Raw genomic sequence first — 14,852 nt, 5'->3', positions numbered from 1 at the left:
CCTGGGAACCGGCATCCATACCCCAATTCTCCCAGCCCCACATCCGGCAGCCCGGCTAATCCGCCGGCGTTTTAAATAATTCGCCGGCGTTTTAAAACTAGGACGGACTACTGACCCACGCACCTAGGTTTTTCCTGGTGGCTATCGCCCGCACGGGAGGTGCGCGAGGCTCCACCCACCGGTTTTCTGTCTGGTGGAAAATGCGTATCGGCCTGCCCCACACAGCCGTAGTGAACCGAGGTATTTGGGGTTCGCCTGAATCTCGGAAAAGGGAACCGTAAGAACTAGATTCTCATTTCTGTTCTGTTGTGGTCCGCATCACTATTCCCGGCGCGACGGAGCCTGTCAAGGGGTCGGGCAGACTCCTCAACGGTGCTCTCGAGATGGGTTGCGTGCTCATTTGAGAAACGCTCGCGTAAATCACGGGCCGCCCGGGCGCGGCGGCCACGATGAGGGATGGGTCTGTCGATGGGAACGCGTCGGGAAATCACGAAGCAGTATGCACGGGATGATGAGGAGGAATCGAAGAAGGTCATAGGTGTGATTCCCGATGAGCTGGTCGCTGTCACCGGCAGGTCCCGGGCCAACGCCCGCCGGGCACTGTCCACGGCCCGTAAACGGACGGGGCCGGCCAAGGCAGTCCCGTGCAGACCGCGGCCACGGCCACGGACCTACGGCTATAACACCCTCAAGGTCCAGACAGAGACCTACTCCGTTGGCGAGGGCGCAGCTACTGAAGGTCTCCCTACCACGATCGACCGCCTACTCAAGCTGTTATCCGTCGCGTTATTTGACGAGGGGGCCGTCATGTCCGGTGACGTCGGCGTCAACCCGGGTTACTCACTGTTTTCGGTGATCGCGGATTGGGCCGGGCCGCTAGGCAGCCCGCATTTGTCGGCATAATCACAGGGCTCAGGCGCCAAGGGAGCATCGCCGTGGCGGGCAACCCGCCCGTATTTTTACGCCCTCACGGGTCCCCACAAGGGCCACAAACAAGGGGCCACAAAACTGACTTCAAAAAACCATTGTCCAGGTCCAAAACATGAACTAGACTCTAGTTTCAGTTCCTGAAGTACCAGTCGACGATGTGCCATCCCCGGAGTAGGGAATCGTCCGTGATATTGGAGTGATTAGATGCCGCTTTCCCTTACAGCAGAGCACGCCGACCTGGCTGCTGTGGCTTCCGAATTTGCCGAACGCTTCGCCGGTATTCTCGACACGCGTGGGCAGTTGGACGCTTACGGTACCGGTGGGCGCCCCTCGTATTGGAGTGAGTTGGTTGATAACGGACTCCACGCACTGCACATCAGCGAGGAACATGGCGGCCAGGGCGGCAGTGTTGCCGATACCGCAATCGTGGTTGAAGAATTCGGCCGTCGTCTGGTTCCGGGCCCCTATGTTGCAACTGTCCTGGCCAGTGCCGCCGTTGCGGGTGCCGAGGAATGCAAGGCTTCCACACGAGGGCTGGCTCTCTTCGCTGAGGGTGCAACCGGCGCTTTGGTGATGCCATCATCCGCTCTAACTGCCGTCGCTACGGACCAGGGGTGGAGGCTGCGTGGCAGCACCAAGGTATCCTCGCTCCTTTCGGCCGAATACCTGGTAGTCGGATTCAACGCCGAATCCGCGACCCGTTTCGCGCTTATTGATGTGCAGACCCCGGGCCTGAAGAGAATTGCAGCAACCTGCTCGGACCTCACCCGCGACGCCGGATCCCTGGTTCTGGAGGGGCTGGTCATCGACGGCGAAGCCATCCTCGAGGGACTGTACGCAACCTACGTCGAAACCCTTCAGGCGGCCCTGCTCGCCGCGGAGGCAGCCGGTGTCATGCGGTGGGCCGTGGAAGCCTCCACCGACTACGCCAAACTCCGCGAACAATTCGGCAAGCCGATCGGCTCCTTTCAGGCCATTAAGCACAAATGCGCCAACCTCCTCATCGCCTCCGAACTTGCCACCGCAGCTGCATGGTCCGCCGCCGTAGCCTTGGAACAGGACGCGACGCAGCAGGCGTTAGCAGCCGGCTCAGCCATCGAGGCAGCCATCGTCCCCTCCGTCGAGGCGGTCACCGAGGCTGTCACCATCTTCGGAGGTATCGGCTTCACCTGGGAGCACGACGCCCACCTCTACTGGCGCCGCGCCATCACTCTCGCCGCCCAGGTCTCGCCGTTGGACGACCGGCTCGCCTCGCTGGGCAGGATCGCCGTTGAGCTTGACCGGCAGATCGAGATTGAACTGCCGGACGAGGATCCCGCTTTCCGGCAGCACATCGGCAAGCTGCTTGATGTAGCGGCAACCCTTGTCAATGAGCACGACGGCGGCCGCTGGTACTCCCGCGGCTCGCAGCGCACCTTCCTGGCCGAAAACGGACTGGCGGCCCCGCATTGGCCGGCCCCGTACGGCATGGGCGCCTCCCCGGCCGAGCAGGTCGTCATCTCACAGGAATACTTCCGCCACGGAATTGTCCAGCCGACGTCGGTCATCGGCGAGTGGGCCATGCCCACGATCCTGGCCTACGGCACCGAGGCCATCAAGGAGCAGTTCGCGCTGCCAACGCTGCGCGGTGAACTCGCCTGGTGCCAGCTCTTCTCCGAGCCCGGCGCCGGCTCCGACCTGGCCGGCCTCTCCACCCGCGCCACCAAGATCGACGGCGGCTGGGAACTCAAGGGGCAAAAGGTCTGGACTTCGGGCGCGCACGCAGCCGACTGGGGCATCTGCCTGGCCCGCACCGACACTAAGGTACCCAAGCACAAGGGGCTGAGCTACTTCCTTGTCGACATGCGCAGCGCCGGTGTCGTCGTACGCCCACTGAAGCAGCCCACAGGCGACTCCGAATTTAACGAGGTCTTCCTCGACTCGGTCTTCGTGCCCGATGAGTACCTGCTCGGTGAGGCAGGGCAGGGCTGGCGCATCACCGCCACCACGCTGCAGAACGAACGCACCCAGATTTCCTCCGGTGTATCGGCGGGAACCGAGGACGCAATGCGCACGCTGATCCGCGACCGCGGCTTCGTCGGCAGCGAGCGCGAGGCTTTCACCTCGCTGGGACAGATCGTGGCCATCAGCTCAGCCATCGGTGCACTGAACCTGCGCGAAACCCTGCGCCAAGTCCACGGCATCCAACCCGGGGCCGGCTCCTCGCTGGCCAAGGTCGCCCAGGCCAGGCTATCCCGTGAAGCCGCATCGCGCGTCCTGCGCCTGGCCGGCCCGGCAACGCTGTTCGCCGAAGCCCCCGCTGACGCGGTCACAGGGCAGCTCGGGGTGCCGCAGGTCCTGCTCGGCGGCGGCACCGTGGAAATCCAGCTCAATGTCATCGCCGAACGCATCCTCGGCCTGCCGCGCGGCTAATTCCGCCTGTCCATCCAGAAATCCAGTACCCCCTGTCCACCCCAGGAATCCAGTACCCTCCTGTCTCACCGAAAGGACACCTTCGCATGACAACGTTGACGCGCGATACTAATACCTTGCGAACCCTCGATTCCGCCAGACTGCACGAGCTGCTTGAGCCACGGTCCATCGTGATCGTTGGTGCCAACACCAAGTCCAGCTGGTCGCACTTCACCTACACCAACCTCAAGGCCGGCGGCTTCGATGGCGAGCTGTACCTGGTGAACCGCCGCGGCGAGGACTGCCACGGGCAATCCTCCTTCACCTCCATTGCCGAGTTGCCCGCAGCCCCGGACCTAGCCATCGTGCTTACCGGCAGCAACTCGCTGGAAGTGATCCTCGAAGATGCCCGACTCAAGGGCATCCGCAACCTCATCCTGCTGGCCGCAGGCCTGAGCGAGGCCGGACCCGAGGGCGAGGCTCTCCAAGCCAGGCTGGTCGAGCGTGCCCGTGAGGCCGGGCAGCTGATCCTCGGGCCCAACAACCTCGGATTCATCAATTCGCATGCAAAGGTCGCGGCCTTCAGCCACATGACCCAGATGCCGATGATCTCTGGTGGCGTCGGGGTGGCGAGCCAGTCCGGTGCCCTTGCGATCTACCTGCTTCCCTACATGGCCTCGCGGGGTGTGGGCTGCTCAACGGCGGTGACGGTCGGCAACGAGGCGATGGTCTCGGCCATTGACGTGATGGGCCTGCTGGTCGATGACGAGAACACCACGGTCATCGCCGCCTACCTGGAACAGATTTCCAATCCCGCGCAGTTCCTCGACGTTGCCGCCCGGGCCCGCCAGGCCGGCAAACCGATCGTGGTCTTCAAGGCCGGACGCTGCGAAGCCTCCGCCCGCGTCGCCGCCGCACACACTGGGTCCCTGGTGGGCGACGACAAGGTCATTGACGCCGCCTGTCAGCAGTTCGGGGTGATCCGGGTCGAAAGCATCGAGGACCTGGTCGCCGCCGCCGGGATCATCGAATCCTATGGGGCCTTGGCCGGAAACCGGATGGGTGTGGTCACCGGCTCCGGCGCCATGTGCGCCCTGGTTGCCGACAAGGCCGAAACGGTGGGCCTGGAATTGCCCGCGCCGTCCGAAGCAACGGTGCGTGGGCTCCACGATGCGGGCCTGCCGGTCTATTCCACCGTCAATAACCCCATGGATACCACTGGCTATATTTCGGTGGACCCCACCATTATCACCAAGGCCAACCAGTGTTTCATTGACGACCCCAACTTTGATTTTATCGTTGTCAACGCATCCTGGCCGGCGAACCAGGTCATGGCGGATATGGGCCGCGGCAACCACGATGAGTTGCTGCGCCAGCTCACCTCCTCGCCCAAGCCGGTGATCCCTATGAGCTTCCTGCCCACCGAAGTCACGGAGTTCGGACGCCAGTTCGCCACCGAATACGGCTACCCACACGCCTCCGACTCCTTCGACCGCGGCATCCCGGCCGTGGCACGGAGTGCCTGGTGGGGCCGTCGCGTCGCCGAACTCGCGACCGATCCCGTCGTGCCCGAGGCTCCACGCGTCGACAAGCCCAACGGCACCGAAAAATGGACCGAAATCGAAACCGGTTCCTTCCTGCGCGAGCACGGCGTTCCCTACGTTCCGGCCAGCATCGCCGGCTCGGCCGAGCAGGCAGTGGCGGCAGCCGCGGGCATGGGATACCCGGTCGTGCTCAAGGTGGCCTCCGAGGACATTGCGCACAAAACCGAGGTCGGCGGCGTCCGACTGCTGCTCCAGGACGCCGAGGCAGTCACCGAGGCCTACAGGTCCATTCGCTCATCGGTCGCCATCCTGGCGCCCGAGGCCCGGGTGCAGGGTGTCGCGGTCTCGCCCATGCGTGCCGGCGGCAACGAACTGCTGGTGGGCATCGTCCGCGACCCGCAATGGGGTCTGGTCATGGCCGTGGGCTTTGGCGGCGTCATGGTCGAGGTGCTCCAGGACTCCGCACTGCGCCTGCTCCCGGTGGGCCCGCGGGAGATCCGCCGCATGCTCGAATCCCTCAAGGGGATCGACCTGCTCACCGGGTTCCGCGGCAACGCGGCGACCGACCTCGACGAGCTGGCCAACGTCATCTTCCGGATTTCGCAGGTGGCGATCGGCCTCGGGGACGACCTCGAAGAGCTCGAAATCAACCCGCTCCGCGTGGCCGGGGACCAGATCGAAGCCCTCGACGCACTGATCCGTTGGAAGGACCTGTGATGACAACCATCCAGCACTTCGGCCCTAAGGCCCGGTGGTAGCGTTGGACATCCACCCGATTTACAAGCAGGAGGCGACCGATGTCCGGAATACTCTCCGGCGACATGGTCGATCTTCCCGCGTACCAGGTCATGCGCCGGCAGCGGATCTTGGATGCCGCGAAATCGCTGCTGCGCAGCAGCGACTACGAATCAATCCAGATCCGCGATGTCGCGGCCGAGGCAAACGTCGCGCTGGGAACGCTGTATCGGTACTTCTCCTCAAAGGAACACCTGTACGCGAACGTCGTGTACGACTGGAGCGTGCCCTTCAATTCGGCCGACCAGTCGTGGGCGGAGAACCTCAGCACCGCCGAACGTGTCCAACAACGCATGCGGATGTCGTTGGCCGCCTTCGAGCGCCATCCGAACTTCTACAAGGCCATCCTGCTGCTGCGCTCAACCTCGGATCCGCAGGTGTCGGCACTGATGCAACAGCTCGGCGTCGTGCTCGAGGAGCCGCTCCACGCGGACTTCGCGATGCTCGGGGCGGAGGAGGCCGCGGACATCACGGCAATGGTCTGGTGCGTGCTGATGGACCTCGTCGCTCGGCTGCTGAACGGGGACAAGACCATGGCCGAAGCGCATCGGGTGTTGGACAGCTTCGTGCGGATGATCGGGCTGCGACTGGCCCAGTTCGAGGCCGAGGGCACCTAGCACCGGCCGCGGGGGCGTTCGCATGAGCGCCCACGAACTGGACCACCTGGCCATTGCCGTTCCGGCCTGGCCGGTGGCGGGGTCGGTGCTCAACCGTGAACTCGGTGCACGCTGGGCCAGTGGCTTCACGATGCCGGTCTTCAACCCCTGCCAACTGGCCGTTGCAGATGACATGCGCCTGGAACTGCTCGAGCCCGGCGGGGCCGAGCACTCGTTCATCCAGCGGTTTCTGGACGGGAACGACGGGCGAGCGACCCCACACCACGTCACCTTCAAGGTGCACGACATCCGGGCGGCCATCACCGGGGCGCAGGCAGCGGGGATCGAACCCATCCTGGTGAACCTGAATCACCGGCAATGGCAGGAGGCGTTCCTGCACCCCAAGGACACCGGCTTGGGGTTCCTGGCCCAAATGGTCCAGGCACCGGAGAGCATAGAGGAGATGACCCTGGGCGCCCCCAACGCCACGGGGGAGTGTCCGTGGGAGCAACTCGACATCGAACCGGTCCGGTTGCAGGCCATTCACGGATTGGTTCCGGATCTGCAGCGGGCCCGGCGGGTGCTGGTCAGCATCCTCGGTGCCCGCGAATTCCGCAGCGGCCAAACTCCGACGACACTGGGATTCCACTGGAACAACGGCGCAGACCTGCTGCTGACCGAAGCCCGCCCTGACTCGGCATCCACCGGCATCCAGTCCCTCGGGATCCTGCCGTCGACCGAAACCTGGGCGCCGGGGGAGTACCCCGCGGACCTGCTGCCGCAGCTGCAGGCCGGCGCGAAACATCCCGAACTCGGGGTCCGGATTTCTGCCCTGCGGGCATCGCCGGTAGGCGCCCGCACCTAGACCGACACATGGCGCGCACGCCATATCAACCTCGAGACCAACAACCAACCACTATCCCGTGCACCCAAAAACAGGTGCCAACCGGCACAAACGACCCTATTTCTAAGGAGATCACCATGGGCCTTCGAGCAGAAGCCGCGATCCTTGGCTATTACGAACTGCCACCGCAGCGCAAACTCGCGCGCGAAAAAACCTTCAACCTGGAGCAGTGGGCCAGGCTCTCCAAGGCCGCACTGGATGATGCGGGCCTGGATGCGACGGACGTGGACGGCATCGTCACCCCGCTGATCGGCGAGGCCAGCATGTTCGTGCCCTCCACCATCACCGAATACCTGGGCATCAACGCCAACTTCGCCGAAATCGTCGACCTGGGCGGGGCAGGTTCCGCCGCCGCCGTCTGGCGGGCCGCCGCCGCAGTCGAACTGGGCCTGTGCGAGACCGTCCTGGTGACCTTCCCCGGTACGCACGAGGTTCCCACCCACGAACGCCGCCCCTTCGTGATGGAGGAGAGCATGTTCTTCGGCGCCTCGTCCAAAGCTTATGGCTCGCCGCAGGCCGAATTCGAGATTCCGTACGCCAACTTGGGGCAGAATGGCCCCTACGGTCAGATCGCCAAGCGCTACGGCCACGAGTTCGGCTACGACGAACGGGCCATGGCCAAGATCGCCGTCGACCAGCGCACCAACGCCTGTGCCACCCCGGATGCGGTCTTCCACGGCAAGCCGCTGACCATCGAGGACGTCCTCGCATCGCCCATGGTCGCGGACCCGCTGCACATGCTGGAAATCGTCATGCCCTGCCAAGGCGGGGCCGCCGTCGTCATCGGCAACAAGGACAAGGCCAGGAAGTCCAGGAACCGTCCGGTCTGGATCACGGGCTTCGGCGAGCGCGTCCCCTACAAGACGCCCACCTACGCCCGGGACCTGATGTACTCGCCGATGATCCACGCAGCGGACCAGGCGTTCACCATGGCCGGGATCGGCCGCGGTGACGTGGACATGGTCTCGATCTACGACTGCTACTCGATCACCGTGCTGATGAGCCTGGAGGACGCTGGCTTCGCCGAAAAGGGCAAGGGCATGCAGTTCGTCAACGAACACGACCTGACCTTCCGCGGCGACTTCCCGATGAACACCGCCGGCGGCCAGCTTTCCTTCGGCCAGGCCGGCATCGCCGGGGGCATGCACCACGTGATCGACGGGGCGCGGCAGATCATGGGCCGCGCCGGCCAGGCTCAGATCGCCGACTGCAACCGGGCCTTTGTCACCGGCAACGGCGGCATCATGAGCGAACAAACAGCACTGATCCTCGAAGGCGACTAGGAGCAAACACCATGAGCACCACCCCCACCGCACCCGTTTTCGAACGGCCCATGCCCGTCCCCACCCCGTTGACCCAGCCGTTCTGGGACGCCCTGGCCGAACACAAGGTCTGCATCCAGTACTCGCCATCGCTGGGCGAGTACATCTTCTACCCGCGCCCGCTGGCCCCCCGCACGCTGGCGGATGACCTGGAATGGCGCGATATTCCCGGCGCCGGGACGCTGTACACCTACACGATCACAACCCGCCCGGTCTCCCCGCACTTCGCCAGCGAGGGCCCCATGGTCCTGGCCGTGGTCCAGTGGGACGAGGGACCGAAGTTCTCCACCGAACTGATCAACATCGCCCACGAGGACATCAGGATCGGTATGCGGGTCAGGCCCGTCTTCTGCGACTACCCCGACGACGACATCACCATGCTGCGCTACGAACCGGAGAACTAGGATGAGCATCGCCACTGATTATGCCCTTCCCGAAGTCACGCTGCGCATCGGTTCCGAATCCCGCAGCATCGGCGTGGCCTTCCACGAACACGTCAACCCGGCCACCGGACAGCGCGATGCCCGGGTCCCGCTGGCCGGATCCGCCGACGTCGACGACGCCGTGCAGGCTGCGCACCAGGCATTCTCTCTCTGGAGAACGACGCCGGCCCGGCAGCGCGGGCGGGCCCTGCTCAAACTCGCCGACCTGGTCGAGGAGCATGCCGGGGAATTCGCGGCGCTGGCCATCGCCGACAACGGAACCCCGCAGGCCACGGCGCACGCATCGGTGGCGGCAGCGGCGGAATGGATCCGCTACTACGGCGGCTGGGCCGACAAGCTTCCGCTGGGCCGGATCACTTCCGTGGTGAGCGCCGGCGGGTCCTTCGGGCACACATTGCGCCAACTCTACGGCGTGATCGGGGCGATCATCACCTGGAACGCACCGTTGATGTCACTGGCCATGAAGGTTCCAGCGGCACTGGCCGCCGGGAACACCGTAGTGGTCAAGCCCAGCGAGCTGACACCCTTCAGCGCCATGCTCTTTGCAGATCTGGTCCGCGCAGCGGGTATTCCCGACGGTGTCTTCAATGTTGTGCCCGGCGGCGCCGAGGCCGGCGCCGCCCTGGTGGACCACCCGCTGGTCAAGAAGGTGACGTTTACCGGCGGCCCGGAAACCGCACGCAAGATCACCGCTGCCGCCGCCCGGACCTTCAAACCCGTGCTGCTGGAGCTCGGCGGCAAGTCGGCGAATCTTGTCTTCGCCGACGCCGATCTTGACGCCGCGGCCAGGCATTCGACCTTCATGGCCTTCGGAGTCATGAGCGGGCAGGCGTGCGCCCTGCCCACCCGGCTGCTGGTGCAGGACTCCATCTACGATGCCTTCGTGGCCAAGGTCGCGGACATCGCCGCGTCCTTCAAGGTCGGCAACCCGGAGGAAGCCGATACCGTCTGCGGGCCGGTGATAAACCAGGGTGCCATCGACCGCGTCGAAGCCATGGTTGCCCGGGCCCAGGAGGAGGGCGCCCGCGTCGTCACCGGCGGTGCCCGCGCCGGCGGCGAGCTCGCCGAAGGGTTCTACTACCCGCCGACCATCCTGGCCGACGTTGACCCGTCCAGCGAACTCGCCCATAAAGAGGTTTTCGGTCCTGTCCTGGCCGTCATCCGGTTCACGGATGAGGCCCAGGCCCTGGCCTTGGCCAATGACACCGACTACGGGCTCTCAGGCTACATCTGGACCTCCGACGCCCGGCGGGCCATCCGGCTCACCGAGCAGCTGGAAACCGGTGAAGTGGTGGTCAACGGCGCACCCAACGCCGTCTCCGAACGGCCATTCGGCGGCATCGGCCACTCCGGAAATGGAAACGAGGGCGGTCTGGAAGGGCTCGAGGAATTCTTCTGGACAAAATCCGTCGCTTATGGGGACGGCTAGCCGAACCCGCCCGGACCACCTCCTCATCCCGAGTGCCTCCCAGACCCAAAGATTGTTTGCATCACCGCCGTCGAACGCGACCGTTCGGGGTGTCATCGCTTTCTTTTCTCCGCACACCTGAAAGGCAGGACAACGATGTCCGCACCCATGGGCCGGCAGGCCGCTACCCTCCAGAAGCTCAAAAGTCCAGGATTCATCGCCATCGTGGCGGCCCTGATCCTGGCAGAGATCGTCTCGGCCTTTGAACTGTCGATGATGTACGTCACGCTTCCCACGCTGATCAACGAATTCAAGGTCGACGCCAACACCGTCGCCTGGGTGGTGACCGCCTACCTGCTGGTCTCGGCCTCCGCCGGTGTCATGGGCGGACGCTTCGGCGACATGTACGGCCGGCGCAAGGTCCTGCTCATCGTGCTGGCCATCGCCGGCCTGGGGTCCCTGATCTCACTGGTCGGCGGCAGCCTCGGCATGATCATCCTGGGCCGCGCCATCCAGGGAACGGCCGGTGCGGTGATGGGGCTGGCCTTCGGCCTGGCCCGCGAACATCTGGCGGCGAAACGTGTCCCGGTCGGCGTCTCCATGATCGGCGCCTCGGCCCTGATCGCCGGCGCCGGCGGCGCCCTCATCGCCGGGTTCATGATCGATGCCTATTCCTGGCACGGGATCTTTGCCTTCGCAGCGGTGCTGGCCCTGCTGGCCGCCATCGCCGTCTTCTTCGTCATCCCGCGTGACAACGTTGTCCCCACCCGGGAAAAGCCCGATTACCTGGGGTCGCTGCTCCTCCCGATTGCGGTTAGCGCCATCCTGCTGGCCCTGTCCTTCAGCTCGCGGACCGGCTTCGCCTCGGCCCAGTTCCTGGGCCTGATCGTCCTGGGCCTGGGCGTCATCGCCTTGTGGATCTGGTGGGAACTGCGGGTCCAATCGCCGATCGTGAACCTGCGGATGTTCAAGAACCGCCAGATTGCCCTGGTGATGACCGCAACGCTGCTGGCCGCCATCGGCCCGATAGGCGGACTGGCGGTGCCCACGCAAATGGTCCTGCAGTACCCCACGGGCTTGGGCTTCGGGCTCGGCTTCACCGCAGCCTCCGCCGGCATCCTCAGTGGCGTGACGGCGCTCCTCGGCTACCTCTTCTCTCCCTTGGGCGGCCGCCTGGCATATCGCTACGGCGCGCGCTCGGTCTTCATTGGCGGGTTGCTGCTGATGACCCTGGTCATTCCGGTCATCCTGCTCACCTTGGGCAACTCCATGATGTTCATCGTGGCCCTGGCGCTGAACGGCATCGGCATCTCGCTGACCTACGGGGCGCTGCCGAATGTGCTGATTGAGGCCATTCCGGAAACCCACACCTCGGAAACCGCCGGCGCCAACACCATGGTGCGCAACGTGGGGCAGTCCACGGCCACCGCCATCGGTGCCTACATCCTGGCCAGCCACCAGAACCCCGTGACGACGCTGGTCGACCAGACGGGAATCAGCGCGGCATTCATCTTCGTGCTGGTCTTTGCCGTGCTCTCGGTGGCGGTGGCCCTGCTGCTCAAACGCGATCCCGCGAGGTGGGTCCCGGAAACCTCGCAGGAACGCGCGGCACGTCGGAGCAGCTCACCCAAGGTTCCGGCAGGAGCTGCACAATAGCTAGCCGGTTCCAGCTGGGGCACGCGGCAGAGGTCAAGCCGCATCGAAACGAGCGAAGCGTTCCGTAGACAATAACTAGAATCTGGTTATAGTATTTGAGGATACTATGATCCGCGCCACCGTCAGGTGAGCGTCGGAAGCGACCCGGGAATACCCGTGGAAGGAGCAAGACCGATGGTTATCCACCAGGAAAACATAGGGAAGAGAAGCGAAGGGGCCCCCTTCAGCTGGGACTCCAGGGACGCCCTGCTCTACGCCGTCAGCGTGGGGGCAGGCTCCCGGAACCAGCTGGAAAATCTGGCCTTCACCACCGAAAACTCCCGGGGCATCGAGCAACAGGTCCTGCCGACCTTCGCCGTCGTGCTGGGCGGTTCGGGTGGTTCGATGGACGAGCTGGGCGACTTCAAGCTCTCGCAGATCCTGCACGGCGGCCAATCCATCACGCTGCACCGCAGCCTGGCCACCCGTGGCACCGTGATCCCCGTCAGTTGCATGAGCGCGGTGCACGACAGGGGCAGGAACGCCGTCATCGAGCTCAGCACCGAATTACTCGACGCGCAGACCCGCGAACCGGTGGCCACCAGCGTCACCACCATGATCATCCGCGGCGAAGGCGGATCCGGTGGCCAGTCCGGACCGGCCGAGAGCTGGAGCGTCCCGGAACGCACAGCCGATGCAACCATCGTCCAACGGACCTCGCTGGACCAGGCGCTGATCTACCGGCTCAACGGGGACCGGAACCCGCTGCACTCCGACCCCCAGCTGGCGGGCATGGTCGGCTTCGAGAAGCCGATCCTGCACGGGCTGTGCACCATGGGATTCGCCGGACGGGCAGTGCTGGAAAACATCGCGGATTCGGACCCCGGAAACTTCGGCTCGCTCAGCGTCCGCTTCGCCTCCCCGGTGGTCCCGGGGGACGAGCTGACCACCAGCATCTGGAAGACCGAGACCGGCGCACTGTTCCAGGTCCGCGTCGGGGACACCGTGGTGCTGGACCGCGGCACCTACACCCACCGCACCCCACCGGCCGCGCACAGCACCGGTCAACCAGTAGCCGCAACGGCCTAAGGCCGCTCGAACAGGGAGGATATTCCATGAAAATTGCAGTCCTGATCAAACAGGTCCCCGACACCTGGGACGACCGGAAACTCACCTCAGGGGGATGTGTGGACCGGGCGGCGAGCGAACGGGTCGCCGACGAAATCACCGAACGCGCGCTCGAGACGGCCCTGCGGCAAAAGGACGCGGACAAGTCTGTGGAAATCGTCGCCGTGACCATGGGCCCGGGCAGCGCCACCGAGGCGCTCCGCAAGGCGCTGTCCATGGGTGCGGATTCGGCCATGCACCTGGTCGACGACGGATTTGCCGGCGCCGATGCCCTGACCACCGCCCGGGTCCTGGCCAGCGGGCTGACAGGCGCGGATTTCGACGTGGTGATCGCCGGAAACGAGTCAACCGACGGGCGCGGCGGCGTCGTACCGGCCATGGTGGCCGAACTGCTCGGCGTTCCCTTCCTGGGGCCGCTGAATTCCGCGCACTTCACCGGCGCGTCCGTCACCGGTGAGCGACAGAGCGCCGATGGCACCCAGGCGCTGGTGGCCCAGCTGCCCGCAGTCATCTCCGTCACCGAACGCGCACCCGAGGCTCGCTTCCCCAAGTTCAAGGGCATCATGACGGCCAAGCGCAAGCCCGTTGCCGTGTGCGACGCCGCAAGCCTGCGGATGGCGGACATCCGGAACGCCGACGGAAACGTCGTGCTTGCCTCCCGCAAGCGGCCCGCCCGGACCGCGGGACGCAAGATCGTCGACGACGGAAACGCCGCATCCCAGCTCATTGCTTACCTCAGCGCCGAAAACCTGATCTGAAAGGACTGCACACCATGAGCAATATTGTTGTCAACGTTGAAGTGGCGGCCACTGGCGCGCTTCGTTCCACCACGGGCCACCTGTTGCAGCTGGCAACCCGGCTGGGTGAGCCCGTCGCGGTTCTGGCCGCCCCTGCCGGGACCAGCGACGAACTGGTGGCGCAGCTCGGCAAACTGGGTGCACCGACGGTTTTCGTGGCAGAGACCCCCACCGCCACCAGCCATGTGGCAGCCGGGGCAGTGGCGGCACTGGCCGAGGCCATGAAGCGCTACGCACCGCGGGCGGTACTGGCCTCCAACAGCGCCGATGGCCGCGAAGCCATCGGACGCCTTGCCGCCCGCACCGGCAACCCCGTCTTGCTCGAGGCCATCGACGTGAAAAACGTCGAAGGCAGGATCACGGCCACGCATTCGGTGTACGGCGGGACCTACACCACCGAGTCCGGCGTCGGTTCCGGCATCGCGATGATGACCGTGGCATCCAGCGGCGAGCCGGCCCCCGCCGCTGCCGCGCCCCAGGTTGAGGTGATCCAGCTCGACGTCGACGCCCACGCCGCGGCGACCATCACGGCCACGCATGCGGCCCCGTCCAGCTCAGACCGCCCCGAGTTGCCGTCGGCCAAAATCGTGGTTTCCGGCGGGCGGGGGCTTGGGTCGAAGGAAAACTTCGCCCTGGTTGAGCAGCTGGCGGATTCCCTGGGTGCTGGCCTGGGCGCCTCCCGCGCCGCCGTGGATGCCGGTTACGTTCCGCAAAGCCACCAGGTGGGCCAGACCGGCATCAGCGTCTCCCCGGATCTATACCTCGCGGTCGGCATCTCCGGCGCCATCCAGCACCGTGCGGGCATGCAGACGGCCAAGCGGATTGTGGCCATCAACGAGGATGAGGATGCCCCCATCTTCGACATCACCGACTTCGGCATTGTCGGGGACCTGTTCACGATCCTGCCCCAGCTGCAGTCCGCCCTCGAAGCACGCGCCGGCGCCGGCGTCTAGGGAGAT

At 65.2% G+C, this 14,852-nt stretch carries 12 protein-coding genes; all 12 read left to right on the top strand.

Annotated elements, in window-relative coordinates:
* Positions 1-468: 468 nt before the first annotated feature.
* The 12 genes from QMG52_RS18725 to QMG52_RS18670 all read left to right on the top strand — a co-directional run bounded on the left by QMG52_RS18725 (position 469) and on the right by QMG52_RS18670 (position 14,846).
* Positions 469-903 carry a hypothetical protein gene (locus QMG52_RS18725; RefSeq protein ID WP_283561934.1) on the top strand — a complete coding sequence of 145 codons (435 nt, stop codon included), beginning with the start codon at positions 469-471 and terminating at the stop codon, positions 901-903.
* A 231-nt stretch (positions 904-1,134) separates the two neighbouring features.
* A complete protein-coding gene (locus tag QMG52_RS18720) occupies positions 1,135-3,342 on the top strand; it encodes an acyl-CoA dehydrogenase family protein (protein WP_283561933.1) in 2,208 nt (735 codons plus the stop codon).
* Positions 3,343-3,428: 86 nt separating this feature from the next.
* Positions 3,429-5,582 carry an acetate--CoA ligase family protein gene (locus QMG52_RS18715; protein ID WP_283561932.1) on the top strand — a complete coding sequence of 718 codons (2,154 nt, stop codon included), beginning with the start codon at positions 3,429-3,431 and terminating at the stop codon, positions 5,580-5,582.
* Positions 5,583-5,662: 80 nt separating this feature from the next.
* Complete coding sequence (locus QMG52_RS18710; protein ID WP_283561931.1) at positions 5,663-6,277, top strand: TetR/AcrR family transcriptional regulator; 615 nt, start codon at positions 5,663-5,665, stop codon at positions 6,275-6,277.
* A 22-nt stretch (positions 6,278-6,299) separates the two neighbouring features.
* Positions 6,300-7,121, top strand: coding sequence for a VOC family protein (locus QMG52_RS18705; protein ID WP_283561930.1), 822 nt, complete (start codon positions 6,300-6,302; stop codon positions 7,119-7,121).
* A gap of 116 nt (positions 7,122-7,237) precedes the next feature.
* Positions 7,238-8,443 (top strand): thiolase family protein, encoded by a 1,206-nt coding sequence (locus QMG52_RS18700; RefSeq protein WP_283561929.1) that lies wholly within the window; start codon positions 7,238-7,240, stop codon positions 8,441-8,443.
* Positions 8,444-8,454: 11 nt separating this feature from the next.
* Positions 8,455-8,886 carry a Zn-ribbon domain-containing OB-fold protein gene (locus QMG52_RS18695; RefSeq protein WP_283561928.1) on the top strand — a complete coding sequence of 144 codons (432 nt, stop codon included), beginning with the start codon at positions 8,455-8,457 and terminating at the stop codon, positions 8,884-8,886.
* 1 nt (position 8,887) lies between these two features.
* A complete protein-coding gene (locus QMG52_RS18690) occupies positions 8,888-10,354 on the top strand; it encodes an aldehyde dehydrogenase family protein (protein ID WP_283561927.1) in 1,467 nt (488 codons plus the stop codon).
* Between the two features lie 135 nt (positions 10,355-10,489).
* Positions 10,490-11,989: an MFS transporter gene (locus tag QMG52_RS18685; RefSeq protein WP_283561926.1), complete on the top strand. Its 1,500-nt coding sequence runs from the start codon at positions 10,490-10,492 to the stop codon at positions 11,987-11,989.
* 174 nt (positions 11,990-12,163) lie between these two features.
* On the top strand, positions 12,164-13,057 hold the full coding sequence (locus QMG52_RS18680; protein WP_283561925.1) for a MaoC family dehydratase: 894 nt from the start codon (positions 12,164-12,166) through the stop codon (positions 13,055-13,057).
* A gap of 26 nt (positions 13,058-13,083) precedes the next feature.
* Positions 13,084-13,854, top strand: coding sequence for an electron transfer flavoprotein subunit beta/FixA family protein (locus QMG52_RS18675; protein ID WP_283561924.1), 771 nt, complete (start codon positions 13,084-13,086; stop codon positions 13,852-13,854).
* Between the two features lie 14 nt (positions 13,855-13,868).
* Positions 13,869-14,846: an electron transfer flavoprotein subunit alpha/FixB family protein gene (locus QMG52_RS18670; RefSeq protein ID WP_283561923.1), complete on the top strand. Its 978-nt coding sequence runs from the start codon at positions 13,869-13,871 to the stop codon at positions 14,844-14,846.
* Positions 14,847-14,852: the final 6 nt, after the last annotated feature.

It is taken from the genome of Paenarthrobacter sp. PH39-S1, from assembly GCF_030063245.1.
Classification (GTDB): Bacteria; Actinomycetota; Actinomycetes; order Actinomycetales; family Micrococcaceae; genus Arthrobacter_M.
The sequence above is the reverse complement of the archived record's forward strand: the minus strand, read 5'-3'. Positions and strand labels throughout refer to the sequence as shown.